Origin of the sequence: Rhizobium sp. NXC14, assembly GCF_002117485.1 — a bacterium.
Taxonomy (GTDB): domain Bacteria; phylum Pseudomonadota; class Alphaproteobacteria; order Rhizobiales; family Rhizobiaceae; genus Rhizobium.
Genome location: NZ_CP021030.1, coordinates 366,243 through 380,520 on the forward strand (window position 1 = coordinate 366,243; position 14,278 = coordinate 380,520).

The window sequence follows — 14,278 nt, forward strand, 5'->3', positions numbered from 1 at the left end:
TGCCGTCGGGACGGATGTCGCGACATTATCGCCAATCGAACCACGGCGTCAGCAAGCCCGTCTTGCGCCGATAGGCTTCATATTCGGATGCCAGCGGTGATAGGGCGAATTTCCTCTCCTCGCTGCGGGCTGCAATCACGTAGACAACCGTAAAAAATAAGACCGGCAGGATCGACCATATCGACCAAGATGCCAGCGCCCACCCCGACCAGAAGAGCAGGTAGGACGTGTAAAAAGGGTGCCGCAGGTAGCGATAGGGACCGTCGGTGACAAGACTATCTGGGTGATCGAGGGTGAACACAAAGCGCAACCTGGCCTCTCGCGACGCCGACACCGCCCACCAGAACAAGCCCGCCGACCCGATTTCAAATCCCAGTCCGACGACCTGTACCCATAGCGTCTGCGTCCCGGACCAAACCAGGTACAGGAAAAACGCCGTCGTCGCGATGACGACGACGGTGATCAGCTTTGCTCCGGCTTCCATCTTCGGCGAGTTGAAGTGGCCTCGCAACGACCACGCGTAGAACCCGACGACACTCAGGCTGGTGATCGAAATAACAATGTCCAGAAGAAATTGCATCGTGATGCTCATCGCGAAAGGTTGGTTGCAATTGCTGCTGCGACAGACCTAACCCGTATACAACGCCAAGGCAAATGATTGTGCATTGATGCGTAACCGCCCCGAAACGTGTCGTGATTGCACGACCTGGTTCAGATCTGGTTTACGATGATCATGCACCTGGCATAGATATTTTCGTGCAAGACTTTGGCTGCGCGTTAGGGGTCGCAGTTTATGGACATATTTCACTGTACAATCGACACCAGCCACGGCGCTGTGCGCATCAGTGACACTATTGATGGCGCTGCTGCACTGGTTATGATACACGGTTCGGGCAGCTCACGGACGGTCTTTTCACAGCAATTACACAGCCATTTGTCCCGGAATTGGCGTCTGATTGCGCTCGATCTTCCGGGACATGGCGAATCGAGCGACGCTCGAGATCCGCAGTCAACTTACACCGTCACCGGTCTTGCCGACTGCATAGGAGAGGTGGCAGCCCGCCTGGGGCTCCGTCGCTTTCCCGTGCTGGGATGGTCGCTTGGCGGTCACGTCGCGATTGAGATGGCGGGCAGCAGCAACGGCATTTCGGGCCTGATGTTGTGCGGCACACCACCGATCCACAGCGGTCTCCTCGGAATGTTGCGGGGATTCCATCCATCATTTGATATTCTTCTGGCATCAAAAGAGAACTTTACATCGCGTGATGTGGAGCGGTTTCAGTCTCTTTGCTTTGGAGACACGAGCAACCCCTCCTTTCGCGATGCCATAGCGCGCGCGGACGGGAGACTAAGGAGCGTTTTTTCTCGCGCAATGTTGCGGGGGCAGGGCGTGGATCAGCGCCGCACCGTCGAACAGGCTGATATACCCATTGCTTTTGTGAATGGATCTTATGACCCCTTTGTCAAACTCAGCTATTTTTCGGGCCTGAACATCCAGTTGCTCTTCGAAGGCAAAGCGCATGTAATAGAAGGGGCTGGACACGCGCCCTTCTGGGAAAAGCCGGAGAGCTTCAACTCGATGCTCGACCGGTTCCTGAACACAGTCGCCGCTCATGAAGCCAATACCGACCTGAAAAATCAACACTGTCGCCGCAGTGGAAGCCAGATATAGGATCATCATTTCGGCACATGATATGCTCCCGGTCATTTTCTCCCTTCCATTTGAGCGGAGGGTGGCCAGCACGGAAATAGTCGCGTCAGCGGCAATTGCAACCGTTCCACGGCGGAACTCTACGCGCCACAAGTGAGAGCGTAGCGCGTTCAGTTCGGTTTGTTTTCGTCGTCGGTTTTAGAGCAGGATGCCGGAAATTGCCGACAGCCTCAGATCTTCCTGAAGGTCAGATAGGCCGAAGAGCGGCCCTCGCGGCGTGCCTTGGCCTCGTAGCGCGTGCTCGGCCAGCCCTCATAGGGGGTCAGCCAATCCGCCGCATTGTCGGCCAGCCAGTCGAAGCCGCCATGGTCGCGGCATTTGATCAGCGTCCAGTTCACATAGGTGTCGATGTCGGAGGCGAAGCAGAACAGGCCGCCGGGCTTCAGCACCCGGTGGAAGCGGTCGAGATTGGTCTTGGAGACGAAGCGGCGTTTCCAGTGCTTCCGCTTCGGCCAGGGATCGGGATAGAGCAGATCGATGTGGTCGAGCGAAGCGTCCGGCAGCCAGTCGAGCAGTTGCGTCGCATCGTCATTATAGACGCGAATGTTCTGCGCGCCCGTCTGGCCGACGCGTGACAAAAGCTTCTGCATCGAATTGACGAAGGGCTCGACGCCGATGAAGCCGGTGGACGGGGTCTCCAGCGCGCGATGCATCAGATGCTCGCCGCCGCCGAAACCGATTTCCAGCCGCAATGTCTTGACCGGAACCGGGAAGAGGGAGGTCAGCGGCTCCGGGGGAGCCGCCGAGAGATCGATGAGGAATGCCGGGAGCAGGCTATTCAGCGTTTCCGCCTGCTGTTCGCGCAGGGCCTTTCCCTTGCGGCGACCGAAAAAGGCTTCGGTCGCCCGTCCCCGGCGCTCCATATCCGTCATGCAGCGACCTTGGTCTTGACGGCTTCCTTGAGCGCCTTGACGAGGTCGGTGCGCTCCCAGGAGAACGAGCCGTCGCGGCCAGCCTTGCGGCCGAAATGACCATAGGCCGAGGTCTTGGCGTAGATCGGCTTGTTGAGGTCGAGGTGACGGCGGATGCCCGACGGCGACAGGTCCATATTCTGGCGGATCGCCGCTTCAACCTGGTCTTCCGACACACCCTTGCCGGTGCCGTGCAGGTCGACATAGATCGACAGCGGCTGAGCGACGCCGATAGCGTAGGAGAGCTGGATCGTGCAGCGGTCGGCGAGGCCGGCGGCGACGACGTTCTTGGCGAGGTAGCGGGCGGCATAGGCAGCCGAACGGTCGACCTTGGTCGTGTCCTTGCCGGAAAATGCGCCGCCGCCATGTGGAGCCGCACCGCCATAGGTGTCGACGATGATCTTGCGGCCGGTCAGGCCCGCATCGCCGTCCGGTCCGCCGATGACGAACTTGCCGGTCGGATTGATGTACCACTTGCAATCCTCGGCGATCTTCAGTTCACCGAGCGCCTCGCGAATATAGGGCTCGACGACGGCCCGGACCTTCTTGGAATCCCAGCTCTCGTCGAGATGCTGGGTCGAAAGCACGATCGAGGTCACTTCCGACGGCTTGCCGTCGACGTAACGCACGGTCACCTGGCTCTTGGCGTCGGGGCCGAGCTTGGCGACTTCACCGTCGCCCTTCTTGCGGGCCGCAGCAAGCAGCTGCAGAATCCTGTGGGAATAATAGATCGGAGCCGGCATCAGGTCCGGCGTTTCCTTGCAGGCGTAACCAAACATGATGCCCTGGTCGCCGGCGCCCTCGTCGCCCTGCTGGTCGGCGGCGCTGTCGACGCCCTGGGCGATATCGGCCGACTGCGAGTGCAGCAGCACGTCGATCTTTGCCTTCTTCCAGTGGAAGCCGTCCTGTTCGTAGCCGATATCCTTGATGGCGCGGCGAGCAGCGGCCTTGAACTTCGAGGGATTGATGACGTCCTTGCCGTCCTTGTCCTTCTTCATCAGGCTCGGCGGCAGGCGGACCTCGCCGGCGATGACGACGCGATTGGTCGTTGCCAGCGTTTCGCAGGCAATGCGCACGCCCCACGGATTGACGCCGGTCTTGGCCGCTTCGCGGTAGACCAGATCGACGATCTCGTCGGAGATGCGGTCACACACTTTGTCCGGATGACCTTCGGCAACAGATTCGCTGGTAAAGAGATAATTCGCGCGCATTCCGGGATTCCCCTCAAAGAATAAAAGCAAGCTAGTAGGTACTCAGTTCGAGCGCTGATGACAAGCGCACAAGGACATAAATATATCTTTATATCTGCGGCGATGTGACAAATTTTGCCCGAAAAACGCAAAAAAGCGGCCTTTCGACCGCCTTTCCTATTTTGCGATGAGAGCTGGATCAGTCAGCGTCGGCTTCGGCAGCGAGCGCCTTGACCAGTTCCACGACCTTGCGGCGTACCTTGGGATCGGAAATCTTGACGAAGGCACGGTTGAGCTGCAGACCCTCCGAGGAGGAGAGGAAATCGACGACGTAATTCGAGCTGGAGGCTTCGGCCATGCCGCCGACGGCGCCGGCATGTTCGCCGGGCGCATCTTCGAAGAAGAAGGAGACCGGAACATTGAGGATGCTCGAGATGTTCTGCAGACGGCTTGCGCCGACACGGTTGGTGCCCTTCTCATATTTCTGGATCTGCTGGAAGGTGATGCCGAGGCTTTCGCCAAGCTTTTCCTGGCTCATGCCCAACATCGTCCGGCGAAGGCGAATGCGGCTGCCAACATGGATGTCGATCGGATTCGGCTTCTTCTTATTTTCAATCATGGTCGTGCCCTAGCTACGAATTTCTGTTTCCAACCGGCATGCCCCTGATCCATCCCAAAACGCCACGTTGTAAGCGGCGGGAACCCGCCGATAAACATACGTTAAGAACGCCGATTGACACCACTATGCAATTTTAGGGGTTTTTGGTCAATTCAACCCTAAAATAAAACCTCCGCGTGAAATTAGCGCAATCAAAATCAGCAGTGCTTCGATCAACCAGAAGTATGTCTGAAGGGGGTATGTGGTTCCGAACCCATTGCCGAACCCATCAACAGTTGCATCAATAAAGCCGGTCTCACCAAGACCGAGGCCTGCGATGATTTCCCCATGCGCGTTCACGAGTGCCGATATGCCGTTGTTGGCGTCGCGAATCAGCGGCAGGCCGGTCTCGATTGCCCGCACCCGCGCCTGCTGAAAATGCTGGTAGGGTCCGGGCGTGATGCCGAACCAGGCATCGTTGGTGAGGTTGAGGAGCGCGTTGGCATCCACGATGTCGCCAGTCATTTCGCCCGGAAAGATGATCTCATAGCAGATCAGCGGGTAGAGATTGAGGCCGCCGGGCAGCGCCAACAGGTGCCGGGTTGCGGCGGCCGAAAAGCCGCCCGGTATCTCGACGACGTTCTGGATGCCGAGTTCGGTGAGGATGTCCTCAAAGGGCAGATATTCGCCGAAAGGCACGAGATGCACCTTGTCGGAGGCGGCGATGATCTGGCCGCGGCCGTCGATCACATAGATGGAATTGTAGTAGCGCACCGGTGTGCCGGGCCCTATCTCCTCGGCGCGCACTGCGCCGGCGATCAGGATCTGGTCGTCGTCGAGCGTATCGGCGATCCGCGTCAGCGCATCCTGGTTGTCGGTGAGGATGAAGGGGATCGAGGTTTCCGGCCAGACGATGATGTTGGGTTTGCGTCCGCCATTCCTCGGCGCTTCGGCCGAAAGCTTCAGATGGGTCTCGAAGATCGCATTGCGGTCGGCGTCGTTGTCCATCTTCGCCGCCTGATCGATGGCCGGCTGCACCAGCCGCACCACGGGCCGCTTGTCCTCGGGCAAGGGCTGCGGCCGCGGCGCCAGATGGAGGGCATAGGCGCCGTAACCGAGATGGGCGGCAAACAGCAGGGCGGCGAGCGCAATTCCAGGCTTCGCGCCCTGTCGCGTCCCGATCAGCGCCGGGGCGGAAAAGACGAAGACGGCAAGTGTCGCCACCCCCGTCACGCCGATCACATGCGCCGACTGCATCATCAGCGGAACGGGCATCAGGCCGTAACCGATGGCATTCCAGGGAAAGCCGGTGAGAATCACGCTTCGAAGCCATTCCATCAGGCCGAAACCGGCCGCAAGTGCGGCGATCCGTCCCATGCCGTCCGACCAGACGATCCGGGCAAGTGCAGTCGCCAGCCCATAGAAGACCGCAAGGCCGGCCGGCAGTCCGAGGACTGCCAGGGGCAGTGCCCAGGCAAATTCCTCCGAATCGACCAGCAAGGCATGGCCGATCCACCAGAGGCCGGCGACGAAATAGCCGAAGCCGAACAGCCAGCCGACGGCAAAGGCCGGCCATAGCCTGCCGATCATGCCGCTTTCAGGAGAAGCCGCCGCCCCGTCGAGCAGCCAGACGAGCAGCGTGAAGGAGAGAAACATCGCAGCGAAAAAACCGAAAGGCGGCAGCGCCAGAGCGGCGAATGCTCCAGCGGCGACGGCCACCAACGACCGTTTTAACCCCCAGACGAGGATAACCCTGTCCGCAAGCCGCTCCATGCGCACTCCCATCAAACCGCGAATCAACCCATGCGCAGTCTTTCAAAAAAGCGGCTCTTTGTCCTGTTTCCGCAACGGCCCTGAAAGGCGACCCGATTTTCGTACTGATGCCTAGTTCGTGGTCGATTCGGCCGGCCGGTCGTCGCCGGTCTCGGATCCGGGCGTGATGTCGCCAGCCTCCTTGGCGCGGCGGCGGATCGCGTGGCGCTTGCGGGTGATGCGCAGCCGCTTGATGCGGCGCGGATCTGCGTCAAGAATATGGAATTCGAAGTTCGGCAGGGCCTGGACGACTTCGCCGCGAACGGGGATGCGGCCGAGCGCGGAGAAGATCAGCCCTCCCAGCGTGTCAACCTCGTCGACCTGTTCGCTGATGTCGAAATCCGGTCCGATCGCTTCAGCGATCTCTTCCAGCTCAACACGGGCGTCGGCGACGAAGACGTCTTCGGCGACGCGCTTGAACATCACCTCTTCGTCGTCATGTTCGTCGTCGATGTCGCCGACCACCATTTCGACGATGTCCTCGTGCGAGGCGAGACCGTCGGTGCCGCCATACTCGTCGATGACGAGCGCCATCTGCGTACGGTTCACCTGCATTCTGCGCAAGAGGTCGGAGGCCAGCATCGACGGCGGCACGAACAGGATCTTGCGGATGATGCCGGCCTCGGCGAGCGTCTTCTGCAGGTCGACCCGGGCAAGATCGAAATTCGGCTTGCTCGAGCGCGGCGGCTTCTGGATGTTCTCCGGCGCGACTTCGATCGCCGGGGCTGCAGCGGCCGGCTTTGCCGGGCCACGGCGCTTGTTGCGCGCCTGCTTGGCGACGTAGGAGAGCAGGTCGCGGATATGCACCATGCCGCGTGGGTCATCGAGCGTATCGGCATAAACAGGCATGCGCGAGCGGCCGGATTCCTCGAAAAGGATCATCAGCTCGCCGATGGTGATATTTTGGTCCACCGCCTCGATATCGGCGCGCGGCACCATCACGTCGGCGACGCGCACCTCGCGAAAGCGCAGGATATTGTGCAGCATCGCCCGTTCGTCGGGCGAAAAAGCGTCGTCGCCGGCCGCATCGGTCATCAGCGCATCGGCAAGATCCTCGCGCAGTCGCGAGCCCTGCTGCGGGCGGAGAATGCGGGCGGCGCGCGACCAGAAGGATTGGGATCGGCCGGATGGCCGACTACTACTGCCGACCTCATCCGAAGAAGAGGATGGCTCGGAGTCCTTGGCGTCTGCCGCCGGCTTCGTCGTAAAGTCGCTCATGGTTCCATTTTAAGGTCTTGACCCTCGTAGGGATCAGATAGGCCGAGCTGCGCCAAAATGCGAGTCTCCAGCCCCTCCATAATTTCGGCTTCGGCATTATTCATATGGTCGTAGCCGAGAAGATGCAAGAAACCGTGCACCAGAAGATGGGTCAGGTGGTCGTCGAAGCTCTTTTCGAGTTCCTGGGCTTCCCGCTCCACCGTCTCCCGGGCGATGATGATGTCGCCAAGCATCGGCCCGGGCAGCTTGCCGCGCTGAACCGGAAAGGCCGGGAAGGAGAGGACATTGGTCGGCTTGTCCTTGCCGCGCCATTCGGCATTGATGTCCTGGATCGAGGCATCGTCGGTAAAGACCAGCGAAACCTCCGGCGGCATCTTCGGGAAGGGCTGCTTCTCATTGTCGCGAAGATAGACCGCGGCGGCCCCAAGCACACGCTCGCAAAAAACCAGTAGCGTTTCCTCGCCGGGCCAGCCGATGTTCTCGATGCTGATCTGGATGTCGAGTTCAGCCATCAGTCCTGCCGACCGACGTCTTCGGCTTCGACAAGATAGGTGGCGTCATAGGCTCTGACGATGCGCCCGACCAGCGGATGGCGTACGACGTCGGTGTCCTTGAAACGCACGATCGAGATGCCCTCAACGCCGTTCAGCAGCTCCAGGGCCTCGACGAGGCCGGATTTGACGCCCCGCGGCAGGTCGATCTGGCTCGGGTCGCCGGTGACGATCATGCGGGCATTTTCGCCGAGACGCGTCAGGAACATCTTCATCTGCATCGACGTCGTATTTTGCGCTTCGTCGAGGATGATGGCGGCGTTGGCGAGCGTGCGGCCGCGCATGAAGGCGAGCGGCGCAATTTCAATGACGCCGGCGGTGATGGCCCGATCGACCTTGTCGGCCGGGATCATATCGTAGAGCGCGTCATAGAGCGGGCGAAGATAAGGGTCGACCTTTTCCTTCATGTCACCGGGCAGGAAGCCGAGGCGCTCGCCGGCCTCGACGGCCGGGCGCGACAGTATGATTTTTTCGACTGCGCCGCGCTCCAGCATCTGGGCGGCATGGGCGACGGCGAGATAGGTCTTGCCGGTGCCGGCCGGGCCGACGCCGAAGACGAGCTCGGCGCGCTCCAGCGCCCTGATATAGGCGTCTTGCGTCGGCGTGCGGGCGATAATCGTCTTCTTGCGCGTCGAAATCTGCGCCATTGTCAGCTTGGCCTTGCGCTCCATGGTGGGAAGGCTGAGCTGATCGTCGGCGGCGACCGCCATGCGGATTGCGCCCTCGACGTCGGATCGTTCCACGCTGCCGCCTTTCTGAAGCTTTTCATAGAGATAATCGAGCGTGCGCCGCGCCTGATTGGTGGTCACGACATCGCCCGATATGACGACGGAATTGCCGCGTGCCCGCGCATCGATATTCAGCCGCTCCTCGAGCAGCTTTAGATGCTGGTCGAACTGGCCGAAGAGTTCGCTGGCGAACCGATTGTTCTCGAACGTCAGGACGAAGTGATTGGTGTCGCTCGGCGTGCGGGGGTGGCGCGGTGAAGAAGAAACCAATTCTTGTCCGTTCAAGCGGTCGGGCTCCTTGGGTTAGACCGTAGCCTCTGCGCGTTCGGCAAACAGGCTGTTCGTTCCGGTTCCGGTGATTCGCACTTTGATAATGTCACCGATTTGCGATGCTTTTGCATCAACATTCACGGATTGAAGCCAGGGAGAACGTCCGATCAGCTGACCCGGCATGCGGCCGGGCTTTTCGAGCAGCAGATCGATCTCCTTGCCGATGCAGGATTCGGCAAATTCCTGCTGCTGCTTCAAAAGAAGCACTTGCAGGCGTTCCAGCCGTTCTGCCTTGATCTCTTCCGGCACCTGGTCCTTCAGTTCCGCGCCGGGCGTGCCCGGCCGAGTCGAGTATTTGAACGAGAAGGCCTGCGCATAGCGCACCTCCTCCACAAGTCTGAGTGTATCCTCAAAATCCTTGTCTGTCTCCCCCGGAAAACCGGTGATGAAATCGCCCGATAGCGCGATGTCCTGACGCACGGCGCGGATGCGCTCGATCAGACTGAGATATTCGGCCGCCGTATGACGGCGGTTCATCGCCTTCAGGATTCGGTCGGAGCCCGATTGCACCGGCAGGTGCAGGTAGGGCATCAGCGCCCGGAGGTCGCGATGCGCCTCGATCAGCCGGTCGTCCATGTCGCGGGGATGGCTTGTGGTATAACGCAGCCGCGCCAGGCCGGGGATCTCGGCAAGCCGGTAGAGCAGGTCGCCGAGGCTCCATGCCTCGCCACGCGGTCCGGCGCCATGCCAGGCATTGACGTTCTGGCCGAGCAGGGTGATTTCGCGCACTCCGGCTTCGACGAGCTTTTCGGCCTCCTCGACGATCTGCGAGACCGGCCGCGACACTTCCGAGCCGCGCGTATAAGGCACGACGCAGAATGTGCAGAACTTGTCGCAGCCCTCCTGCACCGTCAGGAAGGCGGTGACGCCGCGGGCGCGGATCTTGCGGCTCTCGGCAATCGGCAGATGCTCGAACTTGTCCTCGATCGCATATTCCGTATCGACGACGCGCTGGCCCTCTTTGGCCCGGCGCAGCGCCTCCGGCAGGCGGTGATAAGTCTGCGGCCCAATGACGACGTCGACAGCCGGCGCCCGGCGCAGGATCTCCTCACCTTCGGCCTGGGCGACGCAGCCGGTTACGCCGATCATCATATCGCGGCCGTCGGCTGCCTTCTTCTTTTTCATCTCGCGCAGCCGTCCGAGCGCCGAATAGACCTTCTCGGCCGCCTTCTCCCTGATATGACAGGTGTTGAGCAGAACGAGATCCGCCTGTTCCATGTCTTCGGTCGGTTCGTAGCCGTCGCGGGCAAGCGCATCGCTCATGCGCATGGAATCATAGACGTTCATCTGGCAGCCATAGGTCTTGATGAAGACCTTGCGGCTGTTGCTGCCGTCACGGAGAGAAACCTCCGGGGCCTGAAGAAGGGCGTTATCCTGTGTCATGGCGCGCTATTTAGTGGTTTTTGACGTCCGAGAAAAGAGACTCTCGGCTCACCCGACATTGTGCCCGCGCAGGCTTGTGTTGAGAAGGCTGCGGATGCGCGAGGCGATCGTCGCGCTCACCTCTTTGCGATTGCTCTCGGCGCGGTATTCCACCGCCTCGCCGAAGGAAACTTCCGCGTCGATGGCGCCGCATCTGAGGATGTCGATCAGATGCGGCAGGAGCTCGATATCCCCCGGCCAGGCGGCGAGCGGCCGGTGGTAGCGCCCCATCGGAATGCCATGCACCCTGGTATAGGCGACGGCCACCGGCTGCACCACGACGGTTCCCGTCGGCGAATAAGGCACCGCCATCGCGGCAGCGCCGAACAGCGACGACTTGACCTCAAGCAACCGGTTGCCGTCCGAGGTCGTGCCCTCCGGAAAGAGCACGACGATTTCCCCATCGGCCATGCGCCCGGCGATCTCATTTGCCTGATGGCCGGTCTTGCGCCTTTCCTCGCGCACGACGAACACGCTCTTCTGCAGCTTGGCGAGCGTGCCGAAGATCGGCCAGTCTCTGACCTCGATCTTGGCGATGAAAGCGACGTCGGCGACGGACGACATCACCATGATGTCAAGCCAGGACGAATGGTTGGAGCAGAGCATCAGCGGTCGGCGGTCTTCCAGCCTGCCCGTCACCCGGACGCGGATGCCGAGACAATAACAGATGATACGGTGCCAGACGCGCGGAAGTCTGCGGCGCAGCCGCCAGTCGAAACGCAGGGCCAACAGCTGCAGCGGCATGAGCACGATGCTGACGGCAAGGATGACGACCGCAGCGAAGGCAATGCGCAGCCAGGCGATCAAATGCGGCACTCCCGGGCGGCCATCGCTTCAGAGATCTTCCTTCTTCAACGGAATGCCGTAGAGCTCCAGGCGGTGGTCGACCAGCTGGAAGCCGTGCTCGCGGGCGATGCGCTCCTGCAGCGCCTCGATCTCAGGTGAACGGAATTCGATGACCGTGCCGGTCTTCAGGTCGATGAGATGGTCATGATGCTCTTCCGGCACCGTTTCGTAGCGCGAGCGCCCGTCGCGGAAATCGTGGCGGGCGATGATGCCGGCATCCTCGAACAGCTTGACGGTGCGATAGACCGTGGAGATCGAGATTTTCGCGTCGACCTTCACAGAACGGCGGTAAAGCTCTTCGACGTCGGGATGGTCTTCGGATTCTTCGAGGATGCGCGCGATCACGCGGCGCTGCTCGGTCATGCGCATGCCGCGTTCGGCGCAAAGCTCCTCGAGGGTCTTGGCTACGTCGGTCATGGCCCGCCTTCAAAAGTAATCGCGTTTCCACAATGCCTGCACGGCGTTTGCGCCGGTCCGCATGTCCTGCTCTGCCAGGGAACTATCGAAGAACGCGCTTCATGACAAGCGCCGTGGAAGGGGCGCCATTTTCCTGCTTGTAGTAGCCCTGGCGCTCGCCGACCTTTTCAAAACCGAGCTTGCGGTAGAGGCCGAGTGCTGCCGTATTGCCGCTGTCGACCTCAAGAAACATGCTCTCGCCGCCACGCGCCCGCGCCTCGCGCATCGCCGCCTGCATCAGCCGCCAGCCCAGTCCGGCACGGGCGGCTTTCGCCTGCACGGCAATCGTCAGGATCTCGGCTTCGCCGGCGACTTGGCGGGCAAGGATAAAGCCGGGAAGCGGCTTTTTCAGGATGGCGTTGGTCTGGCGCGCGACGAAGCCGAAAACAGTCTCCTGCGACAGCAGGCTGTGGAATTCGCCGTCGCCCCAGGGCTGGGCGAAACGCTCGCCATGCAGGACGGCGACGTCGCGGCAATCCTCGCGCTCCATGGCGATGATTTCGAATTCCGGCTTCAGCGTCAGATAGGCTTCCAGCATGTCACACTCGTCGCGCAATCGCATATCCGGCCTGCGGCTTGGCATCCGGTCCGCGCAGATAAAGGGGCTTGGGCTTTCCGGCGTCGGCAGGGGCCGCAGCCCCCAGACGCGCGACAATCGAAATCGGAAAAACGTTGGGGTGGTCGCCACCGGCGCCGGCCTTCAGGAGCGGCGTTGCCGAACCGGTGATTTCACCATCGAAGCCGGCGGCGAAAGCCTGAGCCTCGGCAACGCTTGCCGCCCGCGGCTGATCCAGCGGGGAACCATCGGCGGCGAAGGACTGGAGATAGATTTCGTCCCGCTTGGCGTCCATCGCCGCCAGCACGGCACGGCCCGGCGTCCTCGCACGCTGGGCTGATGCCATCACCTCGAGCGTGGTGACGCCGACGACGGGCACATTGAGGGAAAGCGCAAAACCCCGGGCTGCGGCAACGCCGACGCGGATGCCGGTAAACGAGCCGGGGCCGATGGTGACGGCAAGGCGGTCGACGTCAGAAAGCGTGACACCCGCCTGATCCAGCGCGCGATCGACGATCCCGATCAGATGTTCAGCATGCCCCTTGCCGATCATGTCCGATGCCTCCCCCAGCACCGTATTCCTGCCGCTGTCATAAACGGCGGCAGCGCAATCCACACCTGCCGTGTCGAGCGCCAGAACGATCATGCCATCAATTTCCGAATAAACCGTTTGTCGCCTAACCATAGACCCTCCGGCCGAACCTGAGATGAACGGCCGGAGCGAATTTGAAATTCCTAAGCGGCAATCACTTCCTGCACTTCGGGAACGAAATGGCGCAGCAGGTTCTGGACGCCGTGCTTCAGCGTCGCCGTCGAAGACGGGCAGCCGGAGCAGGAGCCTTTCATGTTCAGATAGACCTTGCCGTCCTTGAAGCCGCGGAAGGTGATGTCGCCGCCGTCCTGGGCGACGGCCGGACGCACGCGGGTCTCCAAAAGCTCCTTGATGGTCAGCACGATCGACTCGTCGCCTTCATCAAAGAACTCGTCGCCGGCATCGGCATCTTCGGAAAGGATGGAAGCATCACTCATGACCGGCTTGCCGGACATGAAATGCTCCATGATCGAGCCAAGGATAGCCGGCTTAAGATGCTGCCATTCGGCGTTGTCCTTGGAGACGGAAATGAAATCATAGCCGAAATAGACTCCCGTGACGCCAGGAATTTCGAACAGGCGGGCGGCGAGCGGCGAGGCTTCAGCCTCTTCGGCGCTGCGGAATTCGGCGGTGCCGTTTTCCATGACAACCTTGCCCGGCAGGAACTTCTGTGTGGCGGGGTTCGGCGTGGCTTCGGTCTGAATGAACATCTGGCTCTCCATGTGACAGGCTCGAGACCTCGGCCGTCTTTAGAATTCTTCCAAAGAAGATAAGCCCATTGCCTGACCTAATCAAGAGACTTGTACTCAAGAAATAGGCTCAGCAGAGGGCGTCGATTTCCTCATTGGTCAGCGTATCCGGCAGGACAGTGACCGGGATCGGAAACGCCGCCGCGCGTCCAGCGACCGACGAAACCAGTGGTCCGGGACCTTCCTTTGCCGAACCGGCGGCAAGAACGAGGATCGCCACATCGCGGTCTTCTTCGATCACGGCGTTGATCTGCTCGGCGGCACTGCCTTCCCGGATGACGACCTCAGGCTCAATGCCGATCGTCTCGCGCACGATCTGGGCGATCTTGGCAACCGTTGCCTCGGCTTCCTCGCGCGCCTCGGCCCGCATGATCTCCTCGACGCCGAGCCATTGCTGGAAATCGCCGTTGGGGATCACATAGAGCAGCACCAGGCCGCCATTGGAATTCTTCGCGCGCCGGCCGGCATAATGAACGGCGCGCTGGCATTCGGGTGTCCCGTCGATCACCGCCATGAATTTGCGGCGGTGACCTTCGAGCCGTGAGAGTCGCTTCGATACCATGGGGCGGACTCTGACACCCGAAGCGGAAAAATTGCAAGCGCAGTTT

General features: G+C 61.0%; 16 protein-coding genes. 1 reads left to right on the forward strand and 15 read right to left on the reverse strand.

Going from position 1 to position 14,278, the window contains the following annotated elements; genetic code table 11:
- Positions 1 to 25 precede the first annotated feature (25 nt).
- The gene (locus tag NXC14_RS01820; protein ID WP_085776714.1) at positions 26 to 580 is read right to left on the reverse strand and encodes an isoprenylcysteine carboxylmethyltransferase family protein; all 555 of its coding nucleotides are present in this window, start codon (positions 578 to 580) and stop codon (positions 26 to 28) included.
- A gap of 213 nt (positions 581 to 793) precedes the next feature.
- On the opposite strand from NXC14_RS01820, the gene NXC14_RS01825 reads away from it, so the two are divergent.
- Positions 794 to 1,672 carry an alpha/beta hydrolase gene (locus tag NXC14_RS01825; protein WP_085776715.1) on the forward strand — a complete coding sequence of 293 codons (879 nt, stop codon included), beginning with the start codon at positions 794 to 796 and terminating at the stop codon, positions 1,670 to 1,672.
- A gap of 209 nt (positions 1,673 to 1,881) precedes the next feature.
- Here NXC14_RS01825 and NXC14_RS01830 read toward each other — a convergent pair whose 3' ends face one another.
- The 14 genes from NXC14_RS01830 to NXC14_RS01895 form a co-directional block, all read right to left on the reverse strand.
- Positions 1,882 to 2,583, reverse strand: coding sequence for a tRNA (guanosine(46)-N(7))-methyltransferase TrmB (locus NXC14_RS01830; RefSeq protein WP_085776716.1), 702 nt, complete (start codon positions 2,581 to 2,583; stop codon positions 1,882 to 1,884).
- On the reverse strand, positions 2,580 to 3,833 hold the full coding sequence (metK, locus tag NXC14_RS01835) for a methionine adenosyltransferase (RefSeq protein WP_085776717.1): 1,254 nt from the start codon (positions 3,831 to 3,833) through the stop codon (positions 2,580 to 2,582). Before metK ends, NXC14_RS01830 begins: the two co-directional genes overlap by 4 nt.
- A gap of 178 nt (positions 3,834 to 4,011) precedes the next feature.
- Positions 4,012 to 4,431 (reverse strand): helix-turn-helix domain-containing protein, encoded by a 420-nt coding sequence (locus tag NXC14_RS01840; protein ID WP_064707753.1) that lies wholly within the window; start codon positions 4,429 to 4,431, stop codon positions 4,012 to 4,014.
- 147 nt (positions 4,432 to 4,578) lie between these two features.
- On the reverse strand, positions 4,579 to 6,183 hold the full coding sequence (lnt, locus tag NXC14_RS01845) for an apolipoprotein N-acyltransferase (RefSeq protein ID WP_085779935.1): 1,605 nt from the start codon (positions 6,181 to 6,183) through the stop codon (positions 4,579 to 4,581).
- A gap of 111 nt (positions 6,184 to 6,294) precedes the next feature.
- On the reverse strand, positions 6,295 to 7,440 hold the full coding sequence (locus NXC14_RS01850; protein WP_085776718.1) for a hemolysin family protein: 1,146 nt from the start codon (positions 7,438 to 7,440) through the stop codon (positions 6,295 to 6,297).
- On the reverse strand, positions 7,437 to 7,952 hold the full coding sequence (gene ybeY, locus NXC14_RS01855; protein ID WP_085776719.1) for an rRNA maturation RNase YbeY: 516 nt from the start codon (positions 7,950 to 7,952) through the stop codon (positions 7,437 to 7,439). Before ybeY ends, NXC14_RS01850 begins: the two co-directional genes overlap by 4 nt.
- Positions 7,952 to 9,004, reverse strand: a complete 1,053-nt coding sequence (locus NXC14_RS01860; protein ID WP_085776720.1) for a PhoH family protein — start codon at positions 9,002 to 9,004, stop codon at positions 7,952 to 7,954. Before NXC14_RS01860 ends, ybeY begins: the two co-directional genes overlap by 1 nt.
- An 18-nt stretch (positions 9,005 to 9,022) precedes the next feature.
- Positions 9,023 to 10,432: a tRNA (N6-isopentenyl adenosine(37)-C2)-methylthiotransferase MiaB gene (miaB, locus tag NXC14_RS01865; RefSeq protein WP_085776721.1), complete on the reverse strand. Its 1,410-nt coding sequence runs from the start codon at positions 10,430 to 10,432 to the stop codon at positions 9,023 to 9,025.
- Positions 10,433 to 10,480: 48 nt separating this feature from the next.
- Positions 10,481 to 11,278, reverse strand: a complete 798-nt coding sequence (locus NXC14_RS01870) for a 1-acyl-sn-glycerol-3-phosphate acyltransferase (protein WP_085779936.1) — start codon at positions 11,276 to 11,278, stop codon at positions 10,481 to 10,483.
- 27 nt (positions 11,279 to 11,305) lie between these two features.
- Positions 11,306 to 11,734, reverse strand: coding sequence for a Fur family transcriptional regulator (locus NXC14_RS01875; protein WP_085776722.1), 429 nt, complete (start codon positions 11,732 to 11,734; stop codon positions 11,306 to 11,308).
- 82 nt (positions 11,735 to 11,816) lie between these two features.
- Positions 11,817 to 12,311: an N-acetyltransferase gene (locus NXC14_RS01880; RefSeq protein ID WP_085776723.1), complete on the reverse strand. Its 495-nt coding sequence runs from the start codon at positions 12,309 to 12,311 to the stop codon at positions 11,817 to 11,819.
- A 1-nt stretch (position 12,312) separates the two neighbouring features.
- On the reverse strand, positions 12,313 to 12,975 hold the full coding sequence (tsaB, locus tag NXC14_RS01885) for a tRNA (adenosine(37)-N6)-threonylcarbamoyltransferase complex dimerization subunit type 1 TsaB (protein ID WP_085776724.1): 663 nt from the start codon (positions 12,973 to 12,975) through the stop codon (positions 12,313 to 12,315).
- An 89-nt stretch (positions 12,976 to 13,064) separates the two neighbouring features.
- Positions 13,065 to 13,631 (reverse strand): NifU family protein, encoded by a 567-nt coding sequence (locus tag NXC14_RS01890; RefSeq protein ID WP_085779937.1) that lies wholly within the window; start codon positions 13,629 to 13,631, stop codon positions 13,065 to 13,067.
- A 109-nt stretch (positions 13,632 to 13,740) separates the two neighbouring features.
- Positions 13,741 to 14,232 carry a universal stress protein gene (locus tag NXC14_RS01895; protein ID WP_011423764.1) on the reverse strand — a complete coding sequence of 164 codons (492 nt, stop codon included), beginning with the start codon at positions 14,230 to 14,232 and terminating at the stop codon, positions 13,741 to 13,743.
- Positions 14,233 to 14,278 lie beyond the last annotated feature (46 nt).

Bases quoted from the DNA above. Each gene is read 5' to 3' on its own strand.
- miaB (WP_085776721.1), bottom strand. From the start codon at position 10,432: ATGACACAGGATAACGCCCTTCTTCAGGCCCCGGAGGTTTCTCTCCGT.
- metK (WP_085776717.1), bottom strand. From the start codon at position 3,833: ATGCGCGCGAATTATCTCTTTACCAGCGAATCTGTTGCCGAAGGTCAT.
- NXC14_RS01820 (WP_085776714.1), bottom strand. From the start codon at position 580: ATGCAATTTCTTCTGGACATTGTTATTTCGATCACCAGCCTGAGTGTC.
- NXC14_RS01840 (WP_064707753.1), bottom strand. From the start codon at position 4,431: ATGATTGAAAATAAGAAGAAGCCGAATCCGATCGACATCCATGTTGGC.
- NXC14_RS01875 (WP_085776722.1), bottom strand. From the start codon at position 11,734: ATGACCGACGTAGCCAAGACCCTCGAGGAGCTTTGCGCCGAACGCGGC.
- NXC14_RS01830 (WP_085776716.1), bottom strand. From the start codon at position 2,583: ATGACGGATATGGAGCGCCGGGGACGGGCGACCGAAGCCTTTTTCGGT.
- NXC14_RS01895 (WP_011423764.1), bottom strand. From the start codon at position 14,232: ATGGTATCGAAGCGACTCTCACGGCTCGAAGGTCACCGCCGCAAATTC.
- tsaB (WP_085776724.1), bottom strand. From the start codon at position 12,975: ATGATCGTTCTGGCGCTCGACACGGCAGGTGTGGATTGCGCTGCCGCC.
- NXC14_RS01850 (WP_085776718.1), bottom strand. From the start codon at position 7,440: ATGAGCGACTTTACGACGAAGCCGGCGGCAGACGCCAAGGACTCCGAG.
- lnt (WP_085779935.1), bottom strand. From the start codon at position 6,183: ATGGAGCGGCTTGCGGACAGGGTTATCCTCGTCTGGGGGTTAAAACGG.
- NXC14_RS01880 (WP_085776723.1), bottom strand. From the start codon at position 12,311: ATGCTGGAAGCCTATCTGACGCTGAAGCCGGAATTCGAAATCATCGCC.
- NXC14_RS01825 (WP_085776715.1), top strand. From the start codon at position 794: ATGGACATATTTCACTGTACAATCGACACCAGCCACGGCGCTGTGCGC.
- ybeY (WP_085776719.1), bottom strand. From the start codon at position 7,952: ATGGCTGAACTCGACATCCAGATCAGCATCGAGAACATCGGCTGGCCC.
- NXC14_RS01890 (WP_085779937.1), bottom strand. From the start codon at position 13,631: ATGTTCATTCAGACCGAAGCCACGCCGAACCCCGCCACACAGAAGTTC.